At 64.4% G+C, this 15358-nt stretch carries 10 protein-coding genes; 7 read left to right on the top strand and 3 right to left on the bottom strand.

Features of this window, described 5'->3' with window-relative positions; genetic code table 11:
• The first annotated feature begins 145 nt into the window (after positions 1-145).
• The 4 genes from IVA88_RS01040 to IVA88_RS01025 are packed head-to-tail and all read left to right on the top strand — an operon-like array spanning position 146 to position 4744.
• Complete coding sequence (locus IVA88_RS01040) at positions 146-799, top strand: ABC transporter ATP-binding protein (RefSeq protein ID WP_247495443.1); 654 nt, start codon at positions 146-148, stop codon at positions 797-799.
• Complete coding sequence (locus tag IVA88_RS01035; RefSeq protein ID WP_247495442.1) at positions 796-3258, top strand: ABC transporter permease; 2463 nt, start codon at positions 796-798, stop codon at positions 3256-3258. Before IVA88_RS01040 ends, IVA88_RS01035 begins: the two co-directional genes overlap by 4 nt.
• The gene (locus tag IVA88_RS01030) at positions 3248-4330 is read left to right on the top strand and encodes a lipocalin-like domain-containing protein (protein WP_247495441.1); all 1083 of its coding nucleotides are present in this window, start codon (positions 3248-3250) and stop codon (positions 4328-4330) included. The genes IVA88_RS01035 and IVA88_RS01030 overlap by 11 nt, the downstream gene beginning before the upstream one ends.
• Before the next feature lie 27 nt (positions 4331-4357).
• Positions 4358-4744 carry an MAPEG family protein gene (locus IVA88_RS01025; protein ID WP_247495440.1) on the top strand — a complete coding sequence of 129 codons (387 nt, stop codon included), beginning with the start codon at positions 4358-4360 and terminating at the stop codon, positions 4742-4744.
• Positions 4745-4830: 86 nt separating this feature from the next.
• On the opposite strand, the gene IVA88_RS01020 is transcribed toward IVA88_RS01025, so the two are convergent.
• The 3 genes from IVA88_RS01020 to IVA88_RS01010 all read right to left on the bottom strand — a co-directional run bounded on the left by IVA88_RS01020 (position 4831) and on the right by IVA88_RS01010 (position 10570).
• Positions 4831-6024, bottom strand: coding sequence for an ABC transporter substrate-binding protein (locus tag IVA88_RS01020; protein ID WP_247495439.1), 1194 nt, complete (start codon positions 6022-6024; stop codon positions 4831-4833).
• A 167-nt stretch (positions 6025-6191) separates the two neighbouring features.
• A complete protein-coding gene (locus tag IVA88_RS01015) occupies positions 6192-9356 on the bottom strand; it encodes a multidrug efflux RND transporter permease subunit (protein ID WP_247495438.1) in 3165 nt (1054 codons plus the stop codon).
• Positions 9353-10570, bottom strand: a complete 1218-nt coding sequence (locus IVA88_RS01010; protein ID WP_247495437.1) for an efflux RND transporter periplasmic adaptor subunit — start codon at positions 10568-10570, stop codon at positions 9353-9355. The genes IVA88_RS01015 and IVA88_RS01010 overlap by 4 nt, the downstream gene beginning before the upstream one ends.
• Positions 10571-10851: 281 nt before the next feature.
• On the opposite strand from IVA88_RS01010, the gene IVA88_RS01005 reads away from it, so the two are divergent.
• From IVA88_RS01005 to IVA88_RS00995, 3 genes are all read left to right on the top strand, one after another.
• Positions 10852-12006, top strand: coding sequence for an iron-containing alcohol dehydrogenase (locus IVA88_RS01005; protein WP_247495436.1), 1155 nt, complete (start codon positions 10852-10854; stop codon positions 12004-12006).
• 18 nt (positions 12007-12024) lie between these two features.
• The gene (locus tag IVA88_RS01000) at positions 12025-13575 is read left to right on the top strand and encodes an AMP-binding protein (RefSeq protein ID WP_247495435.1); all 1551 of its coding nucleotides are present in this window, start codon (positions 12025-12027) and stop codon (positions 13573-13575) included.
• 169 nt (positions 13576-13744) lie between these two features.
• Entirely contained in the window at positions 13745-15343 is a 1599-nt protein-coding gene (locus tag IVA88_RS00995) for an ABC transporter substrate-binding protein (protein WP_247495434.1), read from the top strand.
• The last annotated feature ends 15 nt before the right edge of the window (positions 15344-15358 follow it).

Genomic DNA, 15358 nt, shown 5'->3' with positions numbered 1-15358 from the left:
TCATTCTCCCCGTCGTCCTTTTTGGCACTTTTTTGATTTGGCCATCTTGGGAGCTAACAACGGCTTCGAGACCAACGCAACCCGGCATTTCCGCAGCAAGTGTGCTACGCAGCAATTCCGCTAATTCCGTCCGGCGCCATCCATCGTGCTGAGCATCCGAAACCTCTCCAAGACGTTCTCTTCGGCCGGTGAACCGGTCCATGTGCTGCGCGGCGTCGACCTCGACCTCAAGGCCGGCGAACGCGTCGCACTGACCGGCGAGTCCGGCAGCGGCAAGAGCACGCTGTTGCACCTGATCGCAGGGCTCGATGCCGCCGATGGCGGCACGATCCGACTGGAGGACACCGAGGTCACCAAGCTGTCTGATGCGGGGCGCGCGAGCCTGCGGCGCGACCGCATCGGCCTGGTGTTTCAGCAGTTCAACCTGATCCCGAGCCTGTCGGTCGCGGATAATCTGATGTTTCAGGCGCGGATCGCCGGCCGCTACGACACAGCTTGGTATAAAGAGCTGATCGAGCGGCTCGGGCTCGGCAGCCTGCTCAAGCGTTATCCAGAACAATTATCAGGCGGACAACAGCAACGCGTCGCGATCGGCCGGGCTCTGGCGACAAAGCCATCTTTGCTGCTGGCGGACGAGCCGACAGGCAATCTCGACGAGGCCACCGCCGAGGACGTGCTGGCCCTGACGCGTGACCTCGTCAGGCGCACCGGCTGTGGCTTCCTGATGGTGACGCACAGCCTGCACCTGGCCGCGACGCTCGATCGCCACGTCAACTTGCACGCGGGGCGCATCGCATGAGGCGCGCGCTGTGGGTCCTCGCCGTGTTGCTCAGCCATTGGCGGCGCCACAAGATGCAGTTCGCGACGCTCCTGATCGGGCTGATCGCGGCGACCGCATTGTGGAGCGGCGTGCAGGCAATCAACCAGCAGGCCCGCAACGCCTATGACCGCGCCGCGGCAACCTTCGGCGGCGCGCGCACGCCGATGCTGGTCGCGCCTGATAACGCGACCTTTCCGCAGGACCTGTTCGTCAAGCTGCGGCGTGCGGGCTGGCCGGTCTCGCCGGTGCTGGAGGGACGGGTCCAGGTCAACGGGCGCTCGGTCCGGCTGCTCGGCATCGAGCCGGTGACGCTGCCGGTCGATGTCGGCAATGCACCGCGCCTCGGCGCCGCCGATTTGAGCAGCTTCGTCGCGCCACCGGGCCAGACGCTGGTGGCACGGGAAACTCTGACCGATTTGCAGGAGCAGGAGGGCGCGGCACCGCCGACCAGCAGCGGCGCAAAACTGCCGCCGCTGCGCGTACTTCCGCAGCTCGTGCCCGACGTGCTGGTGGTCGATATCGGCGTGGCGCAGCAGCTGCTGAACAAGCCGGACCAGATCTCGCGGCTGCTGATCGGCAAAGCGAAGGGCAAGCCCGCGCCATTGGCGAGTGTCGTCGGCGACCAGCTGCAACGGGTCGAGCCGAATGCGGAGACCGAGCTGGAGCGACTCACCGATAGCTTTCATCTCAACCTCACCGCGTTCGGCCTGCTGTCGTTCTTCGTCGGTCTTTTCATCGTCAATTCAGCCGTCGGCCTCGCCTTCGAGCAGCGGCTGCCGATGCTGCGCACGCTGCGGGCCTGCGGGGCCTCGGCGCGACTGGTCAACACGGTGCTGGTGATCGAGCTGGTGGCGCTGGCGCTGATCGCAGGCCTGATCGGGCTTGCCTGCGGCTATTTCATTGCGGCCGCGCTCCTGCCCGACGTCGCGGCGTCGCTGCGTGGACTCTATGGCGCGCAGATCCCGGGACAGCTCAGCTTGCGACCTGAATGGTGGCTCGCCGGGATCGGCATCAGCATTGCCGGCGCGCTGGTGGCCGCGGCGACCAGCCTGATGAAGGCTGTCAGGATGCCGGTGCTGGCGACCGCGCAGCGGCGCGCCTGGCAGCAGCGGCAGCGCCGCTGGCTGATCTTGCAAAGCCTGGCCGCCTGCGCCGTGTTCGCGGTCGCGCTGTTGCTGCTTCAGTACGGACAATCGCTCATCGCGGGCTTTGGCGTGCTGGCAGCACTGATGTTTGGCGCGGCGCTGATTCTGCCGGCCTTCCTCGAACTCATCCTGCTCATCGGGCAGCGTTTCGCGCGAAGGCCGCTCGCGCTCTGGTTCTGGGCGGACAGCCGGCAGCAGCTCTCGGGTTTGTCGCTGGCGCTGATGGCGCTCCTGCTCGCGCTCGCCGTCAATGTCGGCGTCTCAACCATGGTGGAAACGTTCAGCCGCACCTTCATCGGCTGGCTCAACGGGCGGCTCGCCGCCGACGTCTACATCAGCGCCTCCGACAATGCGAAAGGCGTCGCGATCCGCAACTGGCTGAAGGAGCGCGGCGATGTCCAGGCGATCCTGTCGGGCGGACGTGCCGAGGCGCAGGTGCAGGGCCAGCCGGTGGAATTGCTCGGCCTGCCCGATCACGCGCTCTATCGCGAGCGCTGGCCGCTGCTCGAAGCCGCGCCCCGTGCCTGGACCCAGCTCATACCCGGCAATGCCGCCTTCATCAGCGAGCAGCTGAGCCGCCGCCTCAACGTCCGCGTTGGCGATGTCGTCGAAGTCCCCGCGCCGGGCGGGACCTGGGAGCTCGATATCGTCGGTATCTATGCCGATTACGGCAACCCCAAGGGCCAGCTTGCCGTGAACGTCGCGGCGCTGATCCGGCAGTTCCCGCAGACGCCGCAGACGCGCATCGGTCTCATCGTTGCGAAGGAAAATATCCACGGCCTGATCGCGGCGCTGCAGAAACAGTTTGCGCTCGACGATCGCAGCGTCGCCGACCAGGCGACGGTGAAAGCGGAGTCGATTCGCATTTTCAACCGCACCTTTGCGGTGACGTCGGCACTGAACGCGTTCACGCTCGGCGTCGCCGGAATTGCGCTTCTGACCAGCTTGCTGACATTGGCGAACTCGCGCCTGCCGCAGCTCGCCCCACTGTGGGCGATCGGCATCACGCGGCCGCGCCTTGCCGCGATCGAATTGACCAAGACGCTGTCGGTTGCGCTGTTCACGTCGCTGTTGGCCGTGCCGCTCGGGCTGCTGGTGGCGTGGTGCCTGATCGCAATCGTCAATGTGAAGGCGTTCGGCTGGCGGCTGCCTTTCCACGTGTTTCCGTTGCAACTGGTCGAGTTGGTCGCAGTCGCGCTGTTCGCCTCGTTGCTTGCCGCGCTGCTGCCGATGATCCGGCTGGCCCGAATGCAGCCGGCGAGCCTCGTCAAGGTGTTTGCCAATGAGCGCTGACGGGATCTCGCGGCGTGCCTTCGCCGGCGGCATCGCCGCGCTCGCGGCTGTCCGCCGCGCGGACGCGCAAGGCTATGCCGGGCTCGGCGAGACGGCCGATGGGTTTGCGAAGGTAACGCCGGGGAAGACGTTCGCCTTCCCGAGTGATCACGGGCCGCATCCGGAGTTTCGTATCGAGTGGTGGTATCTCACGGCGAACCTCGTCGATGCCAACGGCGCGGCTTGCGGCCTGCAATGGACCCTATTCCGCCAGGCGACACAGCCGGGCCCGCAAGGCGAGGGCTGGGCCAATCAACAGGTGTGGATGGCGCATGCCGCGGTGACGCGCGCCGACACTCATCGCTTCAACGAGCTGTTTTCACGCGGCGGTGTAGGGCAGGCCGGCCTCACCGCGAAACCGTTCGCAGCCTGGATCGACGACTGGGAGATGAACGGATCCGAGCGCACCGACGATCGCGCTTTGGCCCCACTGACGCTGAAGGCCTCGGGCACCGACTTCAGCTACGCGCTGACGCTGGAGGCCGATCGTCCATTGGTTTTGCAGGGCGATGGCGGCTACAGCCGCAAGTCGGAGCGCGGGCAGGCCTCCTACTATTACAGCCAGCCGTTCTATCGCGCCCGCGGCACGCTCACCATCGACGACAGGCCGGTGGAGGTTTCCGGCCAAGCCTGGATGGACCGCGAATGGAGCAGCCAGCCGCTCGACACCGACCAGACCGGCTGGGACTGGCTGTCGCTGCATCTCGCGTCCGGTGACAAGCTGATGCTGTACCGGCTGCGGCAGAAGGACGGCAGAGATTATCCATTCGGCAACTGGATCACCGCCGCTGGCGAGACGCAGATGATTACGGGCAACGACATCCAGATGAGTCCGCGGGCAACCGCTGAGGTCGCGGGACACAAGCTGCCGGTGGAATGGCAGATCGCGATCCCCTCGCGGTCGTTCTCGATCCTGTGCAAGCCGCTCAATCCCAAGGCGTGGATGGGGACCGGTTTTTCCTATTGGGAAGGACCGATCAGCTTTGCCGGCACGCATGACGGCGTTGGCTATCTCGAGCTGACCGGCTATTGAACCGGGACCTCTTCAAAGGGACTGCCGATGTATCACCTCACCGCTCTCGTCACGCTGCTGGCGATCCTGTTCTACTTCTTCACAGCCATGAACGTGTCACGCTCGCGCACCAGAACCGGCGTGAAGGTGCCGGCAATGACTGGCCATCCGGACTTCGAGCGCGCCTTCCGCATTCAGATGAACACACTGGAATGGATGCCCATCTTCCTGCCAGCGCTCTGGCTGTTCGCGGTCTATGTCGGCGACGCCATCGCAGCCGGGATCGGCACGGTCTGGATCATCGGCCGCATTGTCTATTTCATCGGCTATTCCAAAGCGACGGCCAAGCGCGGTCCGGGTTTCGCGATTCAAGGCATCGCCGCCATCGCGCTGTGGGCGGGGGCGCTGGGAGCGTTGGTGCTGCGGCTGGTGTAGCAAGGCACGATGTCACGCGCGCTCCGCGTTCCGGTTCAGCGGTGCACCGCCAAGAAGCGCTGCACCGCGTCCCGGACATGAGAAGCCTACTTGGTCAGCGGGCAGCCGCTGTCCTTGGCCGTGAAGAACGCCTTGTCGCCGGGAACGACCGCGAGCTGCTTGTAATAGTCCCAGGGCTTCTTCGATTCCGAGGGCTTCTTGACCTCGAATAGATACATGTCGTGGATCATGCGGCCGTTCTCGAGCACCTTGCCGCCTTGCGCGAAATCGTCGTCGACCGGCAGCTCCTTCAGCTTCTTGGCGACCGCATCCGGATCCTTGGTGCCGGCGGCCTTGACCGCCTTGAGATAACTCAGCGTCGCCGAATAGGTGCCGGCCTGGATCATGTTCGGCATCCGTCCGGTGCGCTTGAGAAACCGTTCGCCGAGGTTGCGCGTACGGTCGTTGATATCCCAGTAATAGCCCTCGGTCAGCACCAGGCCTTGCGCGGCCTGGAGGCCGAGGCCGTTCACTTCGGCGAGCGTCATCAAGAGGCCCGCGAGCTTCTGGCCACTGGCGACGATGCCGAACTCGGATGCCTGCTTGATCGAGTTGGTGGTATCGAGGCCGGCATTGGCAAGGCCGACGATCTTCGCCTTCGAGCTCTGCGCCTGGAGCAGGAAGGAGGAGAAGTCCGAAGAGTTGAGCGGCACGCGCACCGAACCGAGCACCTTGCCGCCATTGGCGGTGACGATCTCGCTGGTGTCCTTCTCCAGGGCGTAGCCGAAGGCGTAGTCCGCGGTGAGGAAGAACCAGGTGTCGCCGCCCGCCTTGGTCAGCGAGCCGCCGGTGCCAACACCGAGCGCGCGGGTGTCATAGGCCCAGTGGAAACCATAGGGCTGGCAGGCATCGCCGGTGAGGCGCGAGGTCGCGGCGCCAACGACGATGTCGATCTTCTTCTTTTCCTTGGAGAGCTCGTGGATCGCGAGCGCGACTGATGAGGTCGTCAGCTCGGTGATCATGTCGACGTTCTCGACGTCGTACCAGCGCCGCGCGATCGAGGTCGCGAGATCCGGCTTGTTCTGGTGGTCGGCGGTGACGAGCTCGATCTTCTGGCCGAGCACCTCGCCGCCAAAATCCTCGATCGCCATCCGGGCTGCCTCGACGGACCATTTGCCGCCGTAATCGGCGTAGACGCCGGACTGGTCGTTGAGGATGCCGATCTTGACGCCTTGCGCAAAGGCCGGCGCGGCCAGCAGCAAAGCCGACGTTGCGACAGCGGCCAAAAGTACCGATTTCATAGGTTAGCTCCCAGCAGTTTTCTGTTTTGAAATCGCGCGGATACTAGTGAAGAACCCCGCCCCTGCCCATCCGTTGCATGTTGGACGTTAGTATGGGCGCGAGGCCTCAAAAAATGCCGTCGTCCTGGACTAGCGCAGTGCAGAGCCAGGACGACGTTGGGGAGGCACTACGCCGCGACCTTCGGCTTCCCCTCGTTCCGCCCCTCGGCGAGATTCCGCACCACGACATAGAAGATCGGCGTGAACAACAGCCCGAACAGGGTGACGCCGATCATGCCGAAGAACACGGCGACGCCGACGGCCTGTCGCATCTCCGAGCCCGAGCCGGACGATATCACCAGCGGCAGCACGCCGAGGATGAAGGCGAAGGACGTCATCAGGATCGGCCGCAGGCGCAGGCGGCAGGCTTCGATCACGGCTTCCAGCCGCGGCTTGCCTTCGTTCTCGATGTCGCGGGCGAACTCGACGATCAGGATCGCGTTCTTCGCCGCCAATCCCACCAGCACGACAAAGCCGATCTGGGTGAGGATGTTGACGTCCTGCCCCATGATGCGCACGCCGATCGTGGCCGCCAACAGGCACATCGGCACGATCAGGATCACCGCGAACGGCAAGGTCCAGCTGCCATATTGCGCAGCAAGCACGAGATAGACGAACAGCACGCAGATCGGGAACACGTAGAGACCCGCATTGCCGCCGGTTATCTGCTGGTAGGACAGGTCCGTCCACTCGAAGGTGAAGCCGCTCGGCAAGGTGTCGTCGGCGAGCTTCTTGATGGCGTTGAGCGCGGTGGTCGAGCTGGTGCCCGGCGCCGGCTCCCCCTGGAGTTCGGACGCCGCATAGAGATTGTAGCGCGCGACGCGGTCGGGGCCGGAGACGTCCTTGAACTCGACCACGCTGCCGAGCATCACCATGTCGCCGGAGGCGTTGCGCGTGCGCAGCCGCGAGAGGTCGCTCGGCTCTTTGCGGAACGGGAAATCGGCTTGCGCGGTGACGTGGTAGGTGCGACCGAACAGGTTGAAGTCGTTGACGTAGGTCGATCCGAAATAGGACTGGATCGTGTCGTTGATGTTGGCGATGGGTACGCCGAGCTTCTGCGCCTTGGTGCGGTCGATGTCGACGAAGAGCTGCGGCGTGTTGGCTGAGAACGGCGAGAACACTGAGGGAGCGAGCAGCGAGGGCGATTTGCGCGCCGCAGCGACGAGCTCGTCGGTGGCAGAGGCGAGCAGCTCAGGCCCGCGACCCTGGCGGTCCTGGATGCGGATGGTGAAGCCGCCGCCGGTGCCGATGCCGGGTACGGCCGGCGGTGGAATGACGATGATGAAGGCACCCTGAATCGCGGCCAGACGCTTGCGCAGCTCGACCGTGATGGCATTCGCAGACAATCCCTTCTTCATCCGCGCCTCCGGCTCGTCGAACACCGGGAAGAGCGCCGCCGCGTTGCCGGCCTGCGTGCGCGTCGCGCCGGAGAAGCCGGCGAAAGCGGCGACGCGGACGATGCCGGGCGTATCCAGCGATATCCGCTCGATCTCGCGCACGACCTCGGTGGTACGTGCCAGCGAGGCCGCGCCCGGCAATTGCACGGAGATAATGACGTAGCCGCGATCCTGCGCCGGAATGAAGCCCTGCGACGTGGTCGCGATCAGCCAGCCGGCGCTGCCGATCAGCACGACGTAGACCAGGATCATCACCACCGAATGCCGGATCACCAAATTGGCGAGGCCGGCATAGCCATGCGCGAGACGGTCGAACACGCGGTTAAAGACGCCCGTGAAAGCGTTCCAGCCGCGTGCGACAAGATTCCAGCGCGCCGGCGGCCGCTTCTCCTCGTGCGGGACGAGGAGAAGCGAGGCCAGCGCCGGCGACAGCGTCAATGAGCAGAAGCAGGAGATTGCGGTCGCGACCGCAATGGTGACGGCGAATTGCTGAAAGAATTGTCCGGAAATGCCGCCCAAAAACGCAGTCGGAACGAACACCGCGCAGAGCACAAGCGCGATCGACACCAGTGCGCCGCCGACCTCCTCCATGGTCTTCAGCGCGGCGTCGCGCCGGCTCATGCCGTGCTCGAGATGTCGCTCGACATTCTCGACCACCACGATAGCGTCGTCGACCACGATGCCGACGGCGAGAACGAGACCGAACAGCGTGAGATTGTTGATGGAGAAGCCGAGCGCTGCCATCACCGCGAAGGTGCCGACCAGCGAAACCGGGATCGCGATGATCGGAATGATCGCAGGCCGCCATCCTTGCAGGAACACCAGCACCACGACGACCACGAGCAGCATGGCCTCGTAGATGGTCTTGATCAGCTCGTGGACGGACTGCGCAATGAACTCGGTCGGGTTGTAGCCGATATTGAAGTCGAGCCCCTTCGGAAAGCTCTCCTTGAGCTTCGTCATCGTGTCCGAGATGTTTTTTGCCGTTGCGAGCGCGTTCGATCCCGGCCGCTGCGTCACCAGCATGGCGACCGCCGATTTGCGCAGCAGGAAGCTGTTGGTGGAGTAGGCCAGCGCACCGAGCTCGATACGGGCGACGTCGCGCAGACGCACCGTGCGGCCGTCGGAGCCGGCCTTGATCAGGATGTCCTCGAACTGCTTCTGGTCCTTCAGGCGGCCGGTGAAGGTGAGGTTCGGCTGGAAGGCGCGGTCGGAGATCGGCGGTTCGGCGATCTGACCGCCCGCGATCTGCACGTTTTGCGCACGGATCGCGGCGAGCACTTCGGCCGAGGTCAGGCCCAGATTGGCGATTCTATCCGGGTCGAGCCAAAGCCGCATCGAATAGTCGCGTGCGCCGAAGATCTGGATGTCGCCGACGCCGTCGATCCGCAGCAGCTGGTCGCGGACCTGGAGCAATGCGTAGTTGGAGATGTAGAGCTGGTCGAAGGTGTCGTCGGGCGACAGCATGAACACGACCATCAGGATGTCGGGCGAGTTCTTGCGCGTGGTGACACCGTTGCGCTGAACCTCTTCAGGCAAACGCGGCTGTGCGATCGCGACGCGGTTCTGCACCAGCACCTGAGCCTTGTCGAGATCGGTGCCGAGCTTGAAAGTGACAGTGATGGTGAGCTGGCCGTTCGAGGTTGCCTGGCTGTAGAGATACAGCATGTCCTCGACGCCATTGATCTCCTGCTCGATGGGAGCTGCGACCGTGTCGGATACGGTCTGCGCGGAGGCGCCGGGATATTGCGTGGTGACGACGACGGTCGGCGGCACCACTTGCGGATATTCGGAGACAGGCAGCGTGGTATAGGCCAGCGCCCCGACGATCAGCAGCACGATCGACAGCACCATCGCCAGGATGGGCTGGTTGATGGAGAGGCGGCCGAGATTCATGACTTGTCACCGGGCTTGCCACCGGCCGGCGCTGGCGCAGTCTGCGGGGCGACCTTGGCGCCGACACGGGCGCGCTGGATGCCATTGACGATGACGCGGTCCTCCGCCTTCAGTCCCTCGCGGATCACGCGCAGGCCGTCATCGAGCGGCCCGAGCGTCACGGGACGGGCCTCGACGGTGTCGTCCGGCTTCACCACGAACACGATCTTGCGCGATTGGTCGGTCGCGACCGCGACGTCCGGAATCAGCAGGGCCTCATAAGGCGCGCTGCCGATCAGCCTGATACGGCCGAACTGGCCGGGCAGGATCGAGAGATCGGTATTCTTGACCACGGCGCGGCTGCGCAGCGTGCCGGTCGAGACATCGAGGCGGTTGTCGAGGAAATTGACGGTGCCCTCACGCGAGGCCTTCGTCTCGCCCGCCAGCGTCACCTGGACCGGGTTCGCGGTATCGCGCGAGCTCGGGCGGCGGCCTTCGAACCACAGCTTGCTGTATTTGATGAAGGTCGCCTCATCCATGTCGAAATAGACGTAGATCGGGTCGAGCGTCACGATCGAGGTCAGCAGCGTCGACGAGCCGTTGTCGCTGCCCTGCACGAGATTGCCGGGGCTGACGAGATGGCGGCTGACGCGGCCGGTGATCGGCGCGGTCACATGCGTAAATTCGATATTGAGCCGGGCGGCCTTAAGCGCACCTGCAGCCTGCGTTTCCGCGGCGTGAGCGGCCTGCAAGGCCTGGCGGCGCTGGTCGACCGCCTGCTCGGAGACCGCGCTGGTCTGGACCAGGCTCAAGCCACGGTCGAGCTCGCGCTTGGCAAGCTCCACCTTGGCGCGCGCATCGGACAACTGGCCGTCCGCCTGCTCGGCCACCGCCTCGAACGGACGCGGATCGATGACGTACAGCAGATCGCCCTGATGCACGATGGCGCCGTCCTGGAACTCGACGGAATTGACGAAGCCGCCGACGCGGGGGCGGACCTGCACCTCCTCCGTGGCCTCGAAGCGGCCGGTGAATTCGTCCCAATCGGTGACGGTGCGCTTGATCGGCTGGGCAACGGTCACCGGCGCCGGCGGCGGAGCGCCCGCTTGCGAGCTCGGCTGGCCGCAACCTGCGAGGGCGAATGCCGCGGCGAGAAGCCCGACGATCACGCGAGGGCGAGGCGAAACGAAATCGTGCTTTTTGACAAACTGCTCGCTTTCGTCCGGTCCACTCATCCCAGGTCCTCGCATAAAAACCGCAGAAATAGCAGGGTACGCCTGTACCCGCGGGCGCCACAAGATGGATTTCAATCGTGAACTCTTCAAGACCACCGCAAGCGCAATGCTCGGAAGAATGCCCCGGCCGGATGGCGGGTTGACAGGGCTTGTTCGCCTCTCCCCGCAAGAACGGGGAGAGGCGAGCTGAGAGAGCGTCAGCGTCTTCGCACATGACGAGCGGAGCCGGCTCGGCTAGATTACCCTAATAAAACAGGACGAATTGTCCGGGGAGGACAGGCGTGCACCAGGGACGTGTCGTCTACGGCGCGATCGAGGAGGTTGTGTTCGGCCACCCCGCGGCCGAGGCCGTGGTCGCGCAGATGGACCGGCTGGGGACGCGGCGCGCCTTCCTGATGGTCTCCGGCACGCTCAACCGGCAGACCGACGAAATCGCGAAGATCAGGGAGGCGCTGGGCGCGCGCTGTGTCGGCCTGTTCGACGCCATGCCGGCGCACACGCCGCGTGAGGCGGTGATCACGGCCGCCAATGCGGCACGCGAGGCCGGCGCCGACCTGATCGTCACCGTCGGCGGCGGCTCGATCACCGATGGCGCCAAGGCGGTGCAGCTCTGCCTCGCCCACGGCATCGACGATGTCGACGGCATCGAGCGTGTCCGCGTGCACAAGGGCGTCGCGCCGGACATGACAGCGCCGACCGTGCGTCAGATCAGCGTCCCGACCACGATCGCCGGCGGTGAGTTCAGCTCGATTGCCGGCGTCACCGACCGCACCAGTCATGTGAAACAGATGCTGCGGCATCCGCTCAGCGTCCCGCGTGCGACCATCCTCGATCCCGCCATCACCGTGCACACGCCGGAATGGCTGTTCCTGTCGACCGGCGTCCGCGCCATCGATCATTGCGTGGAGGCGATCTGCTCGCGCGAGACGCACCCCTATGCCGACGCGCAGTCGGTGAAGGGCCTCGCGATGCTCGCCGACGCGCTGCCGCGGGTGAAGGCAGACCCTGCTGACCTCGACGCACGGATGGATGCGCAGATCGGCACCTGGCTGTCGATGGGCGCGCTCGCCGCCGGCGTGCCCATGGGGGCAAGCCACGGCATCGGTTACGTGCTGGGCGCGGCCTTCGACGTACCGCACGGCTACACCTCCTGCATCATGCTGCCGGCCGTGATGCGCTGGAATGCGCGCGACAATGCCGAGCGCCAGATGATCGTCGCGGCCGCGATGGGCTTTCCCGGGCACAAGGCGGCCGATGTGCTCGATGCCTTCATCCGCTCGCTCGGCATGCCGCGCAGCCTCGCCGATGTGCGCGTCTCGCCGGAACATTTCGACGCCATTGCGGAAGCTGCGATGCGCACGAACTGGATCCCGCGCAACCCGCGCAAGATCGACGGCCCCGCGCAGGTGCGCGAAATCCTGCTTCTTGCCGCATGATCCAAACCCGGAGGACTGATGTACCCAGGTCAGCATGCCCGCCTGCGCCCACTCCAGCCCGCCTTCATCATGGCGGCGACGGGCGAGGCCGTCAGCTATCGCGAGCTCGACGCGCGCAGCAATCGGCTGGCGCACCTGTTCCGCGAGCAAGGCCTGAAGCGGCTCGACCACTACTCGATCTTCATGGAAAACAATTCCCGCTACCTCGAAGCCTGCGGCGCGGGTGAGCGCTCCGGGCTGTATTACACCTGCATCAACTCGTTCCTGACGCCGGGCGAACTCGCTTATCTCCTGGTCAACAGCCAGTCCAAAATCCTGATCACGTCGGTTGCGAAGCTCGATATCGCCCGCGAGGCGATCAAGGTCTGCCCCGACATCAAGCTGTGCATTGTCGCCGACGGTCCCGGCGAGAGCGAGCGCATCGTCGGCCTCACTGAGGTGACCGCCGATCTGCCGAAGAGTCCGATCCCGGATGAATGGCTCGGCACCGCCATGCTGTATTCATCGGGCACGACGGGACGGCCGAAGGGCATTATCCGGCCGCTGCCGGAGGAGCCGCCGAAGCATAACCTGCCGCTGTTCGATTTCCTGACAAAACTCTGGCAATACCGCGAGGGCATGGTCTACCTCTCGCCGGCGCCACTCTATCATTCGGCGCCGCAGGCCGCCGTGAACCTCACGATCCGCATGGGCGGCACCGTGATCATCATGGAAGCGTTCGATCCCGAGCGTTATCTGCAGCTCGTCGAGCGGTGGGGCATCACCCACACCCAGCTGGTGCCGACGATGTTCTCGCGCATGCTCAAGCTGCCGGAGGAGGTGCGCACGCGCTATGACCTGTCGTCGCTCGAAATCGCGATCCATGCCGCCGCGCCCTGCCCGGCCCAGGTCAAGGACGACATCATCAAATGGTGGGGACCGATCATCCACGAATATTACGGCGCCACCGAAGGCCTTGGCTTCACCGCCTGCAACAGCGCGGAATGGCTGGCTCATCGCGGCACCGTCGGCAAGGTGCTGCTTGGCGATCTCCATGTTCTCGACGAGAACATGAAGCCATGCCCCACCGGCACGCCAGGACAAGTCTGGTTCAAGACCGCCTCACCGTTCGAATATTTCAACGACCCGGAGAAGACCAAGGAAGCGCGATCGGCCGACGGCAGCATGAGCACGGTCGGCGACGTCGGCTATGTCGACGAGGATCGCTTCCTGTACCTGACTGACCGCGCGACCTTCATGATCATCTCCGGCGGGGTGAACATCTACCCGCAGGAGTGCGAGAATTTGTTGATCACCCATCCGAAGGTCGCGGACGCCGCGGTGTTCGGCGTGCCCAATCCCGACCTCGGCGAAGAGGTCAAGGCGGTGGTGCAGCCGATGCCCGGCATCGTGCCGGGCGAGGCGCTCGCCGAAGAGCTGATCGCCTTCTGCGGGGCGTCGCTGTCTCGGCAAAAGGTGCCGCGCTCGGTCGATTTCGAGAAGGAGTTGCCGCGGCTGCCGACGGGGAAGCTCTACAAGCGGCTGCTAAGGGACCGGTATTGGGGGAACAAGGCGTCCAGGATCGTGTGAAGTCGCAACACCCGGGGAACTCTCTCATATTGTGAGAAGAGCCACGTGCGGCCTTACGTCATCCAAAGTGCCAAGGCCGTGACGAGGGTTGGCCGTTGCCTCCCTCCCCTCGCGTCGCTATCGTCGCTTCAAACAGGCCGCAAAAGGCCGATGTCCAGGGAGGACGAGGATGCGGAGCGTACGGGCGCTCGCCGCAACGGCGGCGCTATCTTTGCTTGCGGTTTCGACCATTGCACTCGCCGCCGAGCCCAAGCAGGGCGGCATTTTGCGGATGTATCACCGCGACAGTCCCGGCAATGCCTCGATCCACGAGGGCGCAACCTACTCGCTCAACGTTCCCTTCATGCCGGTGTTCAACAACCTCGTCATCTACAAGCAGGACGTGGCGCAGAACAGCATGGACACCATCGTGCCCGAACTCGCCGAGAGCTGGGCCTGGGTTAATGACAACAAGACACTGACCTTCAAGCTCCGCCAGGGCGTGAAGTGGCACGACGGCAAGCCGTTCACCTCGGCGGACGTCAAATGCACCTTCGACATGCTGATGGGCAAGTCGCAACAGAAGTTCCGACAGAACCCGCGCAAGACCTGGTACGAACAGGTCAACGACGTCTCCACCAACGGCGATATCGAGGTCTCCTTCAACCTGAAGCGGCCGCAGCCTTCGCTGCTGGCGCTGCTGGCCTCGGGCTACACGCCGGTCTATCCCTGCCACGTCTCGCCCGGCGACATGCGCACGCACCCGATCGGCACCGGCCCGTTCAAATTCGTCGAGTTCAAGGCCAATGAATCGATCAAGCTGACCCGCAATCCCGACTATTGGCGCAAGGGCCGGCCCTATCTCGACGGCATCGAGTTCACCATCATCCCGAACCGCTCGACCGCCATCCTCGCCTTCGTCGCCGGCAAGTTCGACATGGCCTTTCCGACCGAAGTGAGCATCCCGCTCCTGAAGGACGTCAAATCGCAGGCGCCGAACGCGGTCTGCGTGGTCGAACCCAACAATGTCGCCACCAACATCATCGTCAATTCGTCCGCGCCGCCGTTCGACAATATCGACATCCGCCGCGCCATGGCGCTGTCGCTCGACCGCAAGGCCTTCATCTCGATCTTGTTCGAGGGCCAGGGCGACATCGGCGGCACCCTGCTGCCGCCGCCGAACGGGCTGTGGGGCATGCCGAAAGAGATGCTCGAAACCATTCCGGGCTACGGCCTCGACATCAACGCCAACCGCGAGGAAGCAAAAAAACTGATGCAGAAGGCCGGTTATGGGCCGGACAAGCATCTCGCGGTCAAGGTCTCGACCCGCAACATTCCGGTCTACCGCGATCCCGCGGTGATCCTGATCGACCAGCTCAAGAGCATCTATATCGACGGCGAGCTCGACGTGGTCGAGACCGCGAACTGGTTTCCGAAGATCGCGCGCAAGGACTACATGCTCGGGCTCAATCTGACCGGCAACGCCGTCGACGATCCTGACCAGTCCTTCTACGAGAACTATTCCTGCGGCTCCGAGCGCAACTATACCAATTACTGCAACAAGGAGATCGAAAAGCTGTTCGACGTGCAGTCCCAGGAGACCGACGTCAACAAGCGCAAGAAGCTGGTATGGGACATCGACAAGAAGTTGCAGGAGGACGTCGCCCGCCCGATCATCTTCCACGCACGCACCGGCAGCTGCTGGCAGCCTTACGTCAAGGGCGTGACGGTGATGTCCAACAGCTCCTATAATGGCTATCGTTACGAGGATGTCTGGATCGACAAGTAGCGCTAGCCGCTGACG

This window comes from Bradyrhizobium sp. 149 (genome assembly GCF_023073915.1).
Classification (GTDB): Bacteria; Pseudomonadota; Alphaproteobacteria; order Rhizobiales; family Xanthobacteraceae; genus Bradyrhizobium.
The sequence above is the reverse complement of the archived record's forward strand: the minus strand, read 5'-3'. Positions and strand labels throughout refer to the sequence as shown.